Below are 15,014 nucleotides of genomic sequence, written 5' to 3' on the forward strand. Positions count from 1 at the left end.
TAATGTCAACAGAACTTATTATATTTTGTGTTTTAGCGTTCATTACCGTATTGACCGCTTTTTTGACTGTATTTAGTCGAAATCCAATTCACAGTGCCATTTATCTTGTGATCAGTTTCTTTTCGATTGCAGGACATTACTTTTTGCTGAATTCCCAATTTTTGGCTGTGGTTCACATCATCGTATACTCGGGAGCCATTATGATTTTGTTTTTGTTTACCATCATGTTGATGAACTTAAATGAAAGACATGAAGTGCACCGCCCTAGAATTACGCGTTTGGGAGCAATTGTTTCCTTCATTTTGGTATGTGCTGTCTTAATCGCACTCTTCATCAATTCAAAACCAATTGAAGGGGGATATGATTCTACAGGAGAAGATTTTCAATCAATAAAAGTGTTGGGTAAAATATTATTGAACGAATACATGGTTCCGTTTGAGTTTGTTTCTATCTTATTGTTAGTGGCAATGATTGGTACAGTATTATTGTCTAAAAAAGAAAAATTGAAAAAATAATGGAGAATGTTTTAAATCATATTGGTATTGAAAACTACATTTTTTTAAGTGTCGTGCTTTTTTGCGTGGGTATCTTTGGAGTGTTGTACCGTCGTAATGCCATCATCGTTTTTATGTCAATCGAAATTATGTTGAATGCAGTCAACTTATTATTTGTAGCGTTTTCGACCTATCATCAAGATGCGCAAGGACAAGTTTTTGTATTCTTTTCAATGGCAGTAGCTGCCGCGGAAGTAGCAGTTGGATTGGCAATTTTAGTTTCGATCTTTAGAAACTTAGGTTCAATTAGTATCGATAATTTAAAAAATTTAAAAGGATAAATGGAAATGGATACCAACTTAGCTTTAGTCTTAGTTTTAGCTCCCCTTTTGGGATTTTTAATTAATGTTTTCTTCGGAAAAGCATTGGGTAAAACCGTTTCAGGAATTGTAGGAACGCTAGCAGTAGTGGTTTCTTTTGCTGCAACATTAATGTTTTTTTCTCAGATTAGTCAAAATCAACAAGCCATTCAAATTTCATTATTTGACTGGATTCAAATTAGTACTATAAAAATCGACTTAGGATTTTTATTGGATCAACTTTCTATTTTGTGGTTATTATTTGTAACCGGAATTGGCGCACTGATTCACATATACTCGATCAGCTACATGCATGACGATGATAATATGCACAAGTATTTCGCATACTTAAACCTATTTATCTTCTTTATGATTATGTTGGTTGTGGGTAGCAACTTATTAGTGTTATTTATTGGTTGGGAAGGTGTTGGACTTTGTTCGTACTTGTTAATCGGATTTTGGTATAAAAACCAAGAGTTTAATGATGCGGCTAAGAAAGCTTTTATCATGAACCGTATTGGAGATTTAGGCTTGTTAGTCGGAATTTTTATTATTGGTTCGATGTTCTCTACTTTAGATTATGGGACTTTAAAAACGGCAATAGCTACTGCAACAGATTTGGACCTTCCGATGTTGTCGATTGCTGCATTATGTTTGTTTATTGGTGCTTGTGGTAAATCGGCCCAAATTCCGTTATATACGTGGTTGCCAGATGCAATGGCAGGACCAACGCCAGTGTCGGCTTTGATTCACGCTGCTACGATGGTAACAGCGGGTATCTTTATGATCACGCGTTTAAATTTTGTTTTTGACTTAACACCAGAAATTCAAAATATAATTGCCATTGTTGGTGGTGCAACAGCAATTTTTGCTGCAACTATTGGTTTGGTTCAAAATGACATTAAAAAAGTGTTGGCTTATTCAACCGTTTCGCAATTAGGATTTATGTTTATTGCTTTGGGTCTTGGTGCTTATGAAGTTGCAGTTTTTCACGTAATTACACATGCTTTCTTTAAAGCTTGTTTGTTCTTAGGATCAGGTTCTGTAATTCATGCATTGAATGGAGAACAAGACATGCGTAAAATGGGTGGGTTACGTAAAGTGATGCCCATTACATTTTATACGTTCTTAGCTTCTTCATTAGCAATTTCTGGAATGCCATTGTTTTCTGGTTTTTTCTCTAAAGATGAAATTTTATTAACTGCTTTCGAGCACAATAAAGTGCTTTGGGTTGTTGCATCGGTAGCGTCTGTTTTAACTGCGTTTTATATGTTTAGATTGTTATTCTTGACTTTCTTCAATGACTTTAGAGGAACAACAGAGCAAAAAAATCATTTGCACGAAAGTCCGGCTTTAATTACTATTCCACTAGTTGTTTTAGGTTTGTTAGCCACTTTTGGAGGATTAATTAGCTTGCCAGGAAATAGCTGGTTGAATCATTATTTAGCACCGTTGTTTTCAAAGGCAGAACATGCAGCGCACCAATTGGGTTATATTGAATATTCGCTAATGGCTTTAGCAGTAGCAGGTGGATTATTAGGAATTATGATAGCCTTTGTAAAATATATCAAACGCCAAGAAGTACCTGTCGCTGATGAACATCAAGAAGGGGTTGGTAAGGTGTTGTACAATAAATATTATATTGATGAATTGTATGATACGTTGTTTGTTACTTCAACTAATTCTATCTCTAAGTTTTTCAAAAATAAAGTAGAAACTAATTTGTCTGAAGCTTTCTTCGGATTTGGAAGTATAATTGAAGAAATCGCTTTTCAAGGTAAAAAGATACAAAACGGAAGTATTGGTTTGTATTTGTTTGCTTTTGTACTTGGACTTTGTGCCATCGTTTCTTATTTATTTTTAGCTCAATAATTTACTAACTATGAACGTTTCCCTTATATTAATTATTCTTTTAATCGGCGCTTTTGCTACTTTTTTAGTAGGTAACAAACTCGCATCAAAAGTGGCGTTGTTATTCAGTTTAGCTGCTTTATGTGGTTCAATTGTTTTATTAAATCAGTTCAACTTAGGCGAAAATATTAACTACATCAGCCAATGGATTGCGCAACCTCAAATTAGCTTTGCTTTGCAAGGTGACGGTTTAGGTTTGGCGATGGTTTTATTGACGACTGCTTTAACGCCAATTATTGTTTTTTCTTCCTTTGGAAATAATGTAGAAAATGCCAAAAGTTTTTACGCTTTAGTTCTTTTTATGTCTTTTGCAATGGTTGGAACCTTTTTGGCTGCGGATGGTTTATTATACTACATTTTTTGGGAATTGGCATTAATTCCAATTTACTTCATCGCTCTAATTTGGGGTAATGGTGATACCGAAGAACGCAAGCGAGCAGTAGTAAAATTCTTTATTGTTACCTTGGCAGGATCTTTATTTATGTTGGTAGCATTTATCTACTTGTATTCAAAAGCTGGATCATTTATGATCACTGATTTGTATCAATTAGAACTTACAAGCAAAGAGCAAATGTGGATCTTTGGTGCTTTCTTCTTGGCTTACGCAATTAAGATTCCATTAATTCCTTTTCACTCTTGGCAAGCAAGTGTATACCAAAAAGCACCAACTGTTGGAACCATGCTTTTGTCTGGTATTATGTTAAAAATGGGATTGTACAGCATCATTCGTTGGCAATTGCCAATTGCTCCACAAGCAGCTCAAGAGTACATGCCAATTGTTATTGGTTTAGGTATTGCTGGTGTAATTTACGGTTCTATTGTAGCGATGAATCAAAAAGATTTAAAAAGATTATTAGCATACTCTTCATTGGCACACGTTGGATTAATTGCCGCGGGAACGTATAGTTTAACTTTAGATGGTTTTAGAGGAGCTGTAATGCAAATGATTGCTCATGGATTTGTGGTAGTTGGATTGTTCTTGGCTTCTGAAGTTATCTTCAGACGTTACGAAACAAGAACCATTGCAGATTTAGGAGGAATTCGCACACAATCTCCCAAGTTCTCTTCTATGTTTTTAATTTTGGTAATGGCTTCAATTTCACTACCGTCAACTTTTAACTTTGTTGGTGAGTTTACAGTGTTATATAGCTTAGCACAAATCAATATATGGTACGCAGCTTTAGGTGGTACAACAATCATTTTAGGTGCATACTACATGTTAAAAATGTACCAAGGAGTTATGTTGGGTGAAACGAATTCTAAAATGTTTAGAGACGTAACCTTAAATGAAGGAATATCCTTTGGAGTTATAATTGCTGTGTTGTTGTTCTTTGGTTTTTATCCAAAGCCAATTATTGAGTTGATAACGCCCAGTTTAGAAATCATCTTAAAAACGATTCACAATTCATAATTGAACGGTCAATAAGAATTTAAATAAAAATATAGAATAGCAATTAGAAGATACGAATAAACGTAGAGTCTAAATCTCAAGAAAAAAAATGAATACATTAATAGCTATAGTAGGATTAGGGGTTTTATGCCTTGTATTTGAAATTTTCAATTTAAGAAAAGGCATTGTTCCAGTTACAATAATTGGATTGTTGGCAGTCTTAGCTTTAACCATTTCAGAGTTTGGTACTTCTGAAAGTTATTATAATAATATGATTGCGACCTCTCAGTTTTCGTTGGGATTCTCCGCTTTATTTATTGTTTTGACTATCTTTTTAGTAGCCTTAAGTTTTAATTTTTACGAAGATCATCCGACTAAGATCTCCGACTTCGTTGCAATCAAAGTATTTTTATTAGCAGGTGCGGTTGCAATGGTTTCCTTTGGAAATTTAGCTATGTTCTTTCTAGGTATCGAAGTGTTGTCGATCGCGCTTTATATTTTAGCTGCTAGTGACCGTTTGAGTCTTAAAAGTAACGAAGCAGGTATGAAGTATTTCTTGATGGGCTCATTCGCCTCAGGAATTATCCTTTTTGGTATTTGTTTGATCTACGGAGCAATGGGAAGCTTTGATGTTGTTGAAATTAGCGAATTGTCACAATCAGCAGAATTACCTATTTGGTTTCCAATCGGAATTGTGTTGTTGACTGTTGGTATGTTTTTTAAAATTGCGGCTGTACCCTTTCACTTTTGGGCTCCAGATGTATATGAAGGCTCTCCAGCTTTAACAACCACATTAATGTCAACTTTGGCTAAAGTAGTTGCTATTGCGTCTTTATTCAAATTACTAGAAGTATTAAATGCTGATTTATCAGATAATTTTAAAATAGTTATTGTTGTCATTTCAATGGCTTCTATGACTGTAGGTAACGTAATGGCATTGCGTCAAGTAAACGTAAAACGTATGTTGGCTTACTCTGGTATTTCACACGCAGGTTTTATGTTGATGACTTTATTAACGATTCCAGAATCTGCAGGAACATTGTTGTATTATACTGCTGCTTACAGCTTAGCGGGAATTGCTGCTTTTACAGTGCTTTTGTATGTATGTAAAAACACACCGTACAACGAAGACATGACCAACTTTCATGGTTTAGGAAAATCGAATCCTTTACTGGCAGCGATCTTAACAGCAGCAATGTTGTCTATGGCTGGTATACCGATTTTCTCTGGATTCTTTGCTAAGTTGTTTTTGTTCAACCAAACTATTCAAGCAGGTTATATTGCTTTAGTGATCGTAGCGGTAATCAACTCTATTATTAGTGTGGGGTATTACTTTAAATTACTATTGGTTATGTATACAAAAGAACCTAATGAGAAAAGAACAGCCACTCCAATTTTAATTTACGGTGTAGCAATAGTTTCTATTCTTTTAAATATTATTATCGGATTAAATCCATCTTTAGTTTTGGATATTATTAAATAGTAAACAAAGTCAAATTATAAAAAAGCCATCACTTGTTGATGGCTTTTTTTATGCGATGAAAGGCAAAGTGAATGAAGATGTTAAATATAATATAGCAGTTTGAGGACATCAGAGAAATAATATTATATTTGATGAAAAATTAATTAAACTACAATGGAATTTAAATCTAATAACCCTTTTTTAAGTAATAAGCGTTTTTCAAATACAGCGGTACAAGAAAAAGTACACCACGCTGAAATTATTGATTACGGACAAGAAATGTCATTGTCTGGAACAATTAATAAAACAGCATTATTATTTATGATTTTGGTTGCTTCTGCTATGGTAACGTGGTGGATGTCATTTAACGGAATGAATGTAATGTTGCCCGCTATTGGAGGTGCAGTAGTTGGATTGATTTTAGTAGTGATCGCGGCTTTTAAACCACAATATTCGGGTTATTTAGCACCTGGTTACGCTTTATTTGAAGGATTATTTATTGGTGGAATTTCTGCCATCTTCGAAGCAATATATCCTGGAATTGTAATGCAAGCAGTTGGATGTACGTTAGTGACATTTATGGTTTGTTTGGGGTTGTATAAATTTAAGATAGTAAAAGTAACAGAGCGTTTTAAATCGGTGGTAATTGCGGCAACTTTAGCAATTGCGACATATTATTTAATTTCGTGGTTGTTCTCGATGTTTACGAGTTTCGTTCCCGTTCATTACGGAAATTCAATGATGAGTATCGGAATAAGTGTGTTCGTAATTATAATAGCTGCTTTAAACTTATTTTTAGATTTTGATCAAATAGAAAAAGGAGTGCAACAACGCATGCCTAAATTCATGGAATGGTTTGGTGCTATGGGCTTAATGATTACCTTGGTTTGGTTGTATATAGAATTCTTGCGTTTGCTATCTAAATTGGCTAGTAAAGACTAAGTAAAATATAGATATATATAAAAAAAAGCTTTCTGAATTTCAGAAAGCTTTTTTTTATACTGTTTTTTCAAAGGCTACAAAATGAGTTAAATTACCTTTATTGTTAAAGATAGGAACTCCCATAATTTCACATTTATAAGTTGATCCATCTTTTTTGTAGTTCACAACTGTCTGCTCAAAAGGTTCTTGTGCGTTTATAGAAGCTCTAATTTGCTTAGAAATTAAAGGAGAGGTTTCTTTTCCTTGAAACATTTTGGGCGTTTGACCTAAAACCTCAACCTCCGTATAACCATTCATTTGATGCATTCTATTCGAAGCAAAAATTATTTCGAGTTTCGGAGTAGTCACAATGATGACTACTTGTTGTAATTTGTCTAATAAATTATAATTGAAATTTTGCCAAGAGTTTTTTAAAGCTAAATTCTTCAATCGAATGTTATCGATGCAAGAGCGCTTAACACTTACAAATGCATCCGAATAATACTCTACCGAAACGATCGGAAAAGACGAATTTTGTCTGGATTGATGGTGAGCTACAATGGCATCTTCGTAAGCATTCATTAGATTATAACTTTAAGATTTGATCAAAGATAATTCTAAATGACGAAACAACTTACGTTTTAAGATGTTTTAACGCTTGTTTAATAGCTTTAGAAATCAAACTTAAGCTGAACGACAACTGCTTTCTTTTGTTCAGTATTAAGGTTGCTTAAAGAAATGCCTAGTAATCGTACCGAGTCTTTCATACGTTCTTGGTATAATAGGTCTTTGACAGTTTCTACAATCAAATGTTTATCTGCTATAAAATAAGGCAACGTTTTACTTCTTGTTTGGGTTGTAAAATCACTGTATTTAATTTTTAAAGTCACAGTCTTGCCCGAAACTTTATGTTTTAAAATGCGTTTTTCTAAAGATGCAGCTATTTTTTCGAGTTGTTCCAACATGAATATTTCCGAAGACAAATTCACATCAAACGTATGCTCTGCCGCTACCGATTTGGCAATTCGATGCGATTTTACTTCACTATTATGCACGCCGCGAACCACATTGTAATAAAATTTACCTGACTTCCCAAAGTGTTTTTCTAAAAATTCTTCCGATTTTGTTTTTAAATCCGCACCAGTAAAAATACCAAGTTGATACATTTTTTCAGTAGTAACCTTTCCAACTCCATAGAATTTCCGAATGGGCAGTTCTTCTAAAAACGGAATCACTTCATGTGGATTTACAGTTTTTTGGCCGTTGGGCTTATGGTAATCGGAGGCGATTTTGGCAACAAATTTATTTATCGAAATTCCTGCAGAAGCCGTTATTCCCACCTCGTTAAAGATTCGTAATCTTATTTCTTGTGCCAGTAAGCTTGCACTTGGATTTCCTTTTTTGTTTTGAGTCACATCCAAATACGCTTCATCTAATGATAGTGGTTCTACTAAGTCAGTGTAGTCGTAAAATATTTTATGTATTTGCTGAGAAATTTCTTTATACCGATCAAAACGCGGACTAACAAAAATAAGATCAGGGCAATTGCGTTTAGCTTGTGCGCCCGAAAGCGCGCTTCGAACACCAAATTTGCGAGCTTCATAACTTGCTGCCGCTACGACACCTCGGTTTTCCGATCCACCAACGGCAATGGGTTTCCCTAGTAATTCAGGATTGTCCATCTGTTCGACTGACGCATAAAAAGCATCCATATCAATATGAATAATTTTGCGATAAGTTCCTTCTTCAGCCATGATGCAAATTTAGAAAGGAAAGCGGCAATAGAAGTACGAAAAAGATAAAAAAACGATGCTAAAATTTGCTTAAAATACGAATAAGCAAAACAATTTCTCTTATTTTTGTAAAAAGCACCTCAAAAAACACAAGATGAGAACATTTGTTATAGGCGATATTCATGGGGGACTTTTAGCATTGGAACAAGTGCTTGAAAGAGCAGCCGTGACTACCGATGATAAATTAATATTTTTAGGCGATTATGTAGATGGTTGGAGTCAATCGCCGCAGGTGATCGACAAATTAATAGGATTGCAACAGCAACAAAATTGTATTTGCATTCGTGGTAATCATGACGATTTGGTCTTGCAATGGCTTAAAGACGGCAAAGACAATGAGCAATGGTACGATCACGGTGGCGAAGCTACTGTTTTAGCCTACGAAGAATTAACAAGAACGCATAAAGATATTCATGTTTTGTTTTTAGAATCCTTAGAAGATTACCATTTGGATGCTGAAAACAGATTGTTTGTGCACGCCGGATTTAGCAATATGAATGGTGTGGAGTACGAATATTTTTCGAAAACGTTTTATTGGGACAGAACCTTGTGGGAAACAGCGTTAGCTCTTGATCCCTCAATGCACATTAGTGATAAGTTGTATCCAAAGCGCTTAACTTTATATCCAGAAGTGTATATCGGTCACACACCAGTTTCTAGAATTAATGAAACGGTTCCCGTACAAAAAGCAAATGTTTGGAATGTTGATACCGCTGCCGCATTTAAAGGTCCGCTGACCATTATGAATGTAGATACCAAACAAATTTGGCAAAGTGATCCCGTTTACAAATTGTATCCCGAAGAAAGAGGAAGGAATTAGAATAAAAATCTTATTTTTGCAGTACTATTAAAATCTTTAAAATGAAAAAAATCTTTACTTTATTAGTTGTACTAGCAACTACTTTCGCTAGCGCACAAACTGCTTTTTCAGGAAAAGGCGATACCAAACTTAATATTGGAGCCAATATTCAGGATGGTGGTACAGGAGTTCAAGCTTCTGTTGATTTTGGACTAGGAGAGAACTTCTCTTTTGGTGTAGTTACCGGTTACTTATTAGGTGTGGACGAAGTTTTAGGAGATAAACCAAAATTTGGAGATCGTTTTGATGCTAAAGTAAGAGTGAATGCGAATTTGGGTTCAGTTTTAAATATTTCAGAAGCGTTTGACTTGTATCCAGGTTTAAATTTAAGTTTGAAAAATTTTGGAGGACACGTTGGTGCTCGTTATTTCTTCTCAGATGGATTTGGTCTTTTTACTGAAATTGCTTTCCCTATCGCGAAGTATGACAGTAATGTGCAAGGTTTTGAACACTTGAACAATCAATTTACTTTTAATATTGGAGCCGCTTTTAATTTGAACTAATTGCACCACTTATAAAATTTAAAAAATCCCAAACATCAACTTTATGAGGTTTGGGATTTTTTATTATTTGTCTTTAAAATTCGTTATTTCAAATACAAATAATGATTGTAGTAATCTATTATTCCTTTTCCAGTCATTAGCACATCTGCACCAATAATACCGTGAACTGGCTTTGCCTTGTGATCCCGCAAAGCTTCATTTACGTGCGACATATCAAAAACGATTACAGTATATTCTTCTTGTTTCCAACGGCCAATTTGCAGTATGTTGTTTTTGGATACTTGCGTGTCCATGCCTGTGCCTCCTGCGCCAGCGGCTTTATCGTCTGAGTCTACTACGTCGAGCTGGTATCTCTCAATAGCCTCGTAGCCGACACAAGTGTTAGAAGCCCCAGTATCTAATATGAAATTCCCATGAATTCCGTTTAATTTAATTTTAACAACTAAATGATTGGTGGCAATAAACTTAAATTTTATTTTTTGATACTTTGCTTTTTTGAGGACTTTTTGAAGTTCTTCCATTTTTGATAACGATTGAAAATCAAAAATAAACCAATTGCACCCAATATACTAATGATGTAAACGATAAAATTAGCTGACTTTTCGTGTGGAGTAACATTGCCATAATACACAAAAGCGCTCCAATAATACGGTGATTTTTTTGCGTTTGAAATAGTAGCATCCTTTAAGAAATCACGTTTTGCGTTGGCGTTGGCCCTAAAATAAGATTGTTTGTTTTTGATGTTTTTATAAAAATGCTGCATAATAACAGAAGTGGTAAAATCGTTCACTTTCCATAATGAAAACAATAAATTTTGTGCACCAGCCATTTGAAAACCTCTTGCAATACTCATGGCACCTTCTGCTTTATATAGCTTTCCAAGACCAGTTTCACAAGCACTCAAAACAACTAAATCTGGATGTAGACTCAGATCATATAATTCAGAATACAAAACCTCTTCATCAAAAAATTTAATGCTCGCTGGAGTTTCGGTATCACCCGATGAGGCGTGTGTGCTTAAATGTAAGATGGAATAATTGGCAGCATTAGTTTTAAAATTGGAAAATGTTGCAGTATTATTTTCGAAAAATTGCCCCTTAAAATTTTCTTTTATGGATTGCAATTCATTTTTAGAAAACGTTAAAGCATCAGGCGTATTATCGAAGATTGGAAAAATTCCCAACACCGTTTTTTTAGTTTTAGAAAACGGAACTGCATTCAGATAAAATGAAGCAGAATTACTGTACGCTACATTAAATTCATTCAGCAGATACGGCATTTGGGCAAAGTTTGTTGTTTTTGATGCCTGAGTCAGTAAAGATTCAAACGGTAAAAAACTTAAAACACCGTCGGGAATAATAATCAGATTTTGCAACTTTGTATCTGACGGGAGTTTGAGTAATTCGTAAGTAGTATTGCCTAACCTATTGTAGTCTTGAGGATTTTCGGTAATAGTATTGGCGTTGTTAAACAGAGCAATAAAATCGAATAAAGTTTTACGATTGGGATCTTTAAGGACAATTTCGTGAAGTGCTATTTTCTTTTTTGCAACCGTGAAGTTATAGATTGTCTTCTCACCAAAAAAGTACGAAACTAAGGTTGCTTCGTCTTGCTCTAATTTGTTGTAGAATTGCTGTAAATTAAACTCAGTAGTATTATTGTTAGTCGTTTTTGTTGGTTTAGACTTTAGCAAAAGCATCAATTCGTTCTGTTTCTTGATGGCTTCGTTAATTTTAGAAATATTAGCTAATTCTAGTTTTTGCTGCTCTTTTACAATAAGCGTATTCCATTTTTGTAGTTGTTGTCGAATGAGCTTTTCTTCTTGTGTTCTTGTTGCATTTGTCTGAGAATGCGCTTTTAAAACAATAGATTTCGTTTGTTCAGCCAGTAAAAAAGCACTTTCAATATAGGATTGCTTTTTCTCTTTTGCATACAGCGAATAGTAAATCGAAAGACATTTTTCGGTTCGAATTCGGTTTCTAATTTGTGTGACAATCTTAGAATTATCGTAAACCAAAAGTGATTGAAACAATTCTTCGATATGAAAAGAAAGCGCATAGCTTTTTAACGCACTTTTTAGCTGGTTCTGTGACACATATATACTCGCTTGTAAATCTAAAGCATCCAATAAAACAGTCTCTGCATAAAGCGAATTTTTGTCGGGTAATGAATTTTTTAAAGTAGAGTAATTCGGAATCAATGTTTTGAAAATAGCCGTGTTGTTTTGATTAGCGTCTGCTATTTTTCCTTGTTTAAAAGCAAGATAAGCCGCCTGATAATAGAGCTTGGCTATTTTTCGCGGTTCATGATTGGTTGTTTTATAAAATTCAGTCTTGGCTTTTTCAAAATAGTTTGCTGCTTTGCCTAGATCATTGCGCTCGATATTTAGCTTTGCTAAATTTTGATAGGCGTTAGAAAGTGTTTCGTTTTGCGATTTGTCCTTTTTTAAAAACACAATAGCATTTAATAACGTTTTTTCGGCTTCCTCGTAGCTGTTTTGTTTGCTTGAAGATTGAGGTGCTGTTACAATGTAATTGGCGCCTAAGTTATTGAGTAAAATTCCTTTTTGAGTGGCAGTTAATTTTTCGGTTTGAATCGTTTTTTCGATTAAATCAATTGCTTTAATTGCACTTCCTGTGTTTTGATATACGTTGGATAAGTTAAGAATTGCGGCCACTTTTTGAGCTTCATTTTTATCTTGATTGGCAATGAAATAATATTGTTTGATCGTATTTTCTGCATTTTCGTAATCGCCTAAAAGAGTGTATAAGTTTCCTAGCGGTTTCAAGCAATATTCAATAATGTCGTAATTTTTTAGTTTGTTTTTTTGATACGTCTGCCACCCTTTTTCATAACTTTTTATCGCATTTTGAGAGTGTCCAAACTGGTTTTCATAATAGGCTTTGTTGCAAATTAAAATGACGATAGCAAGTAATTCATCTTCGGATTTTAGTTGCGTATTTTTCCAGAAATCAGTTTCAGTTTTGGTCAGTGTTTTTAGATTTTGAGCCGTAGGTTTGGCTACAAAAACATCAATAGCTTCGTATATCTTATTTTCTGAACCAGCCAGCTTCTGACTCCAAACGTTCAGGTTTATAAATAAAAAAATTAAGACATATAAGTAATTTAAGTTCATGTACGATTTATTAGGATGTTGGTAATTATCAAACGAAAGATAACAACTTATAAACTTAGCAAATCTTCTTTTGTTTTGCGATTTTCTGCAAGACAATTAAAACTTCCAAATGCCATAGAACTGAAAGTAATTGAAATTTTGTTCGAAGTTGATGACGTATCTCGCACCTAGACTGGGTCCAATTCGCGCTGCTCCAATGGTTAGGTCAATTAACAACCCTGCTTTTACATCGGCAAAAGAGTTTTTTAAGGTTTGATCAGCGACTTGCGTACTCATAATGTATTTATCCGAATCTCCTTCGAAGGTTTCTATTTTGATGCTTTGATTTTGTTCTTTCAAAATATCTAAGTTGGCTTGCAATCCCGCGCCAATTCCAATGTAATTGTTGATGTTGTATCGAATAAGAACGGGAATTTCCCAATTAACAGTTTTGTTTTCTGAGTTGATCGTCGTGCGTTGTCTCTGTTTGTTTCCTTTTGGATCAACAACAACTTCATCTGTTATCTTGGTCGCGCTTTCGTAATTATTCAAACTATTTATCCATTCGACTTGCCAGTAAAAGCGGTAAGATTTGAACGGAGAAATGGTCGCACCGACAAAATAACTCGTGGCATCGTTAAGGTCTGCATATAAATTATAACCCGCTTTTGCACCAATTGAAATGCCAGGTAAAAATCGGGTGGTGGCATAGTTGGTAATTATGGGATCGTTTTTATCGAAAATAATAGCAGTGCGACTTTTGGTTTTTACTTTATGAAAGTCTTCGTTAAACTTCATCGAATATTTTACAAAGCCTTTGGTGCTGTCTTTTTCTCGTACATTTTTTTGTTCGGTTCCGGGCAAATAAATATTTTTGAACGTAAATATAATTTGTTTTTGTTTAATTATGGTGTCCAGACAACTTACGGTTGGCTCTTCTTCTTTTGGACAAATGGGGCACTCGGGATACATTCCTTCAATTTTAAAGGTTTTTTTATCAAACATATCTGGGATATCGGTTTCTAACCGAATCATTCGTGCTGGGCCTTCGCCATTATTTTGGAAACGGGTTTTAAATTGTACTCTTCTATAACGCACCAATCGGTAATTGATAAAACTTCCGTTGGAACCCATTTTGTTGGGATCATGAGACGTTACAATTTCCATTTCAAGATTTTTTGTCTTGTGATTTTTGTAATTTCGATTCGGAACATAAATACCGCGCATGGTCACAGTTGCGCTGGTATCTTTGATCATTTCAGGCGTTGTTTTAAACGTATAAAAAACATTATGTGTTGCGCCGGGATCCGATTCGTCCATTTCTAAAATAGATACATTATTGTACAATTGATGCGCTTCGGTTAGACTGGCATCCAAATCTTCTTCGGTAGTTGTGTTTTTGTGTTTTTTGGTTTTGAAATTACTGTCGGCTGAAGCCAAATAGTAGTGCGTGTCATCTAAATCACGTACAACAGCGATAGTGTTTTCTTGCACTTCGCGTTCGTTGGCATGTGTTGTATAATCAAGTAATTCGAAGTTGTTGTTTTTGAATTGCTTTTCGTTGTAAAATAAGTATAGCTTTCCGTTTGTTACATAATTTTCCATATTTTCGTAACTAACTACAACGATCATTTCTTGATCAGGAATGGGATCACAATTTTTTAGAATTGCAAATCCGTTTTGATCTGCAATTGATGCAATGTCTTTGTAATTTGGATCTGGGACATCATTGATAACTACTTTTTTAGGTCTAGTAGCGGGTGGTTTTCCGTTGTCGTAATTGTTGGTTACAGAAAGTTTGGTGGTGTATGTTCCTTTATTTTTATAAACGTGTTTTGGTTCAGCTTGCTTGCTGTAGTGGCCATCGCCAAATTCCCATAAATAAGAATAGCTGGGTTTTGGTGCGCCAGAGATAGGAATTAACGGCGGTGTTTCGGGTTTAAAAGAAACCTGATTTCCGCTTTGATCGTAAGTGATTTTTGCTCTTCGGGTTAGCGTGTCTTTTACTTTGGTTTGTGCCAGAACCATCACTGATGATAGAATTAGGAAACAGTATAAAAGTTTTTTCATGGACGAGGAGTTTTTTAGCCCTGATGGAAGCGGCATCCTTTTGTCCCGATTCTTTTTCGGGATAAAAGATACAGTGGACAGCAGGATTAGCTTCTGAAAATCAGTATCATTAAGTTGAAAACCGACTAAATGTAAAA

13 protein-coding genes are annotated in these 15,014 nt (G+C 34.8%); 8 read left to right on the forward strand and 5 right to left on the reverse strand.

Going from position 1 to position 15,014, the window contains the following annotated elements; translation table 11 throughout:
- Positions 1 to 2: 2 nt before the first annotated feature.
- The 6 genes from ACRASX_RS05775 (at position 3) to ACRASX_RS05800 (ending at position 6,558) form a co-directional block, all read left to right on the forward strand.
- The gene (locus ACRASX_RS05775) at positions 3 to 515 is read left to right on the forward strand and encodes an NADH-quinone oxidoreductase subunit J family protein (protein WP_066312529.1); all 513 of its coding nucleotides are present in this window, start codon (positions 3 to 5) and stop codon (positions 513 to 515) included.
- Positions 515 to 835, forward strand: coding sequence for an NADH-quinone oxidoreductase subunit NuoK (gene nuoK, locus ACRASX_RS05780; protein ID WP_066312537.1), 321 nt, complete (start codon positions 515 to 517; stop codon positions 833 to 835). The genes ACRASX_RS05775 and nuoK overlap by 1 nt, the downstream gene beginning before the upstream one ends.
- 6 nt (positions 836 to 841) lie before the next feature.
- The gene (gene nuoL, locus ACRASX_RS05785) at positions 842 to 2,725 is read left to right on the forward strand and encodes an NADH-quinone oxidoreductase subunit L (protein ID WP_432222723.1); all 1,884 of its coding nucleotides are present in this window, start codon (positions 842 to 844) and stop codon (positions 2,723 to 2,725) included.
- 10 nt (positions 2,726 to 2,735) lie between these two features.
- A complete protein-coding gene (locus ACRASX_RS05790; protein WP_432222724.1) occupies positions 2,736 to 4,175 on the forward strand; it encodes a complex I subunit 4 family protein in 1,440 nt (479 codons plus the stop codon).
- An 88-nt stretch (positions 4,176 to 4,263) separates the two neighbouring features.
- Complete coding sequence (locus ACRASX_RS05795) at positions 4,264 to 5,637, forward strand: NADH-quinone oxidoreductase subunit N (RefSeq protein WP_066312543.1); 1,374 nt, start codon at positions 4,264 to 4,266, stop codon at positions 5,635 to 5,637.
- A gap of 153 nt (positions 5,638 to 5,790) precedes the next feature.
- Positions 5,791 to 6,558, forward strand: coding sequence for a Bax inhibitor-1/YccA family protein (locus tag ACRASX_RS05800; protein ID WP_432222725.1), 768 nt, complete (start codon positions 5,791 to 5,793; stop codon positions 6,556 to 6,558).
- Positions 6,559 to 6,612: 54 nt separating this feature from the next.
- On the opposite strand, the gene ACRASX_RS05805 is transcribed toward ACRASX_RS05800, so the two are convergent.
- Together ACRASX_RS05805 and dinB are read right to left on the reverse strand one after the other, a co-directional pair.
- Positions 6,613 to 7,119, reverse strand: a complete 507-nt coding sequence (locus tag ACRASX_RS05805) for a PAS domain-containing protein (protein ID WP_066312545.1) — start codon at positions 7,117 to 7,119, stop codon at positions 6,613 to 6,615.
- A gap of 89 nt (positions 7,120 to 7,208) precedes the next feature.
- On the reverse strand, positions 7,209 to 8,291 hold the full coding sequence (gene dinB / locus ACRASX_RS05810) for a DNA polymerase IV (protein WP_432222726.1): 1,083 nt from the start codon (positions 8,289 to 8,291) through the stop codon (positions 7,209 to 7,211).
- Between the two features lie 133 nt (positions 8,292 to 8,424).
- On the opposite strand from dinB, the gene ACRASX_RS05815 reads away from it, so the two are divergent.
- Positions 8,425 to 9,150 carry a metallophosphoesterase family protein gene (locus ACRASX_RS05815; RefSeq protein WP_066312547.1) on the forward strand — a complete coding sequence of 242 codons (726 nt, stop codon included), beginning with the start codon at positions 8,425 to 8,427 and terminating at the stop codon, positions 9,148 to 9,150.
- Positions 9,151 to 9,191: 41 nt separating this feature from the next.
- On the forward strand, positions 9,192 to 9,692 hold the full coding sequence (locus ACRASX_RS05820) for a DUF6646 family protein (RefSeq protein ID WP_066312552.1): 501 nt from the start codon (positions 9,192 to 9,194) through the stop codon (positions 9,690 to 9,692).
- Between the two features lie 83 nt (positions 9,693 to 9,775).
- Here the strand turns inward: ACRASX_RS05820 and ACRASX_RS05825 are convergent, their stop codons facing one another.
- The 3 genes from ACRASX_RS05825 to ACRASX_RS05835 all read right to left on the reverse strand — a co-directional run bounded on the left by ACRASX_RS05825 (position 9,776) and on the right by ACRASX_RS05835 (position 14,877).
- Positions 9,776 to 10,213, reverse strand: a complete 438-nt coding sequence (locus ACRASX_RS05825; RefSeq protein ID WP_432222728.1) for a retropepsin-like aspartic protease — start codon at positions 10,211 to 10,213, stop codon at positions 9,776 to 9,778.
- Entirely contained in the window at positions 10,165 to 12,828 is a 2,664-nt protein-coding gene (locus ACRASX_RS05830) for a CHAT domain-containing protein (RefSeq protein ID WP_432222729.1), read from the reverse strand. The genes ACRASX_RS05825 and ACRASX_RS05830 overlap by 49 nt, the downstream gene beginning before the upstream one ends.
- 96 nt (positions 12,829 to 12,924) lie before the next feature.
- Positions 12,925 to 14,877: a PKD domain-containing protein gene (locus ACRASX_RS05835; RefSeq protein WP_432222730.1), complete on the reverse strand. Its 1,953-nt coding sequence runs from the start codon at positions 14,875 to 14,877 to the stop codon at positions 12,925 to 12,927.
- Between the last annotated feature and the right edge of the window lie 137 nt (positions 14,878 to 15,014).

This window comes from Flavobacterium sp. TMP13 (genome assembly GCF_050847115.1).
Lineage (GTDB): Bacteria > Bacteroidota > Bacteroidia > Flavobacteriales > Flavobacteriaceae > Flavobacterium.

Excerpts from the sequence above, each read along its gene's own strand:
- ACRASX_RS05775 (WP_066312529.1), top strand. The coding sequence starts at position 3 with ATGTCAACAGAACTTATTATATTTTGTGTTTTAGCGTTCATTACCGTA.
- nuoK (WP_066312537.1), top strand. The coding sequence starts at position 515 with ATGGAGAATGTTTTAAATCATATTGGTATTGAAAACTACATTTTTTTA.
- nuoL (WP_432222723.1), top strand. The coding sequence starts at position 842 with ATGGATACCAACTTAGCTTTAGTCTTAGTTTTAGCTCCCCTTTTGGGA.
- ACRASX_RS05790 (WP_432222724.1), top strand. The coding sequence starts at position 2,736 with ATGAACGTTTCCCTTATATTAATTATTCTTTTAATCGGCGCTTTTGCT.
- ACRASX_RS05795 (WP_066312543.1), top strand. The coding sequence starts at position 4,264 with ATGAATACATTAATAGCTATAGTAGGATTAGGGGTTTTATGCCTTGTA.
- ACRASX_RS05800 (WP_432222725.1), top strand. The coding sequence starts at position 5,791 with ATGGAATTTAAATCTAATAACCCTTTTTTAAGTAATAAGCGTTTTTCA.
- ACRASX_RS05805 (WP_066312545.1), bottom strand. The coding sequence starts at position 7,119 with ATGAATGCTTACGAAGATGCCATTGTAGCTCACCATCAATCCAGACAA.
- dinB (WP_432222726.1), bottom strand. The coding sequence starts at position 8,291 with ATGGCTGAAGAAGGAACTTATCGCAAAATTATTCATATTGATATGGAT.
- ACRASX_RS05815 (WP_066312547.1), top strand. The coding sequence starts at position 8,425 with ATGAGAACATTTGTTATAGGCGATATTCATGGGGGACTTTTAGCATTG.
- ACRASX_RS05820 (WP_066312552.1), top strand. The coding sequence starts at position 9,192 with ATGAAAAAAATCTTTACTTTATTAGTTGTACTAGCAACTACTTTCGCT.
- ACRASX_RS05825 (WP_432222728.1), bottom strand. The coding sequence starts at position 10,213 with ATGGAAGAACTTCAAAAAGTCCTCAAAAAAGCAAAGTATCAAAAAATA.
- ACRASX_RS05830 (WP_432222729.1), bottom strand. The coding sequence starts at position 12,828 with ATGAACTTAAATTACTTATATGTCTTAATTTTTTTATTTATAAACCTG.
- ACRASX_RS05835 (WP_432222730.1), bottom strand. The coding sequence starts at position 14,877 with ATGAAAAAACTTTTATACTGTTTCCTAATTCTATCATCAGTGATGGTT.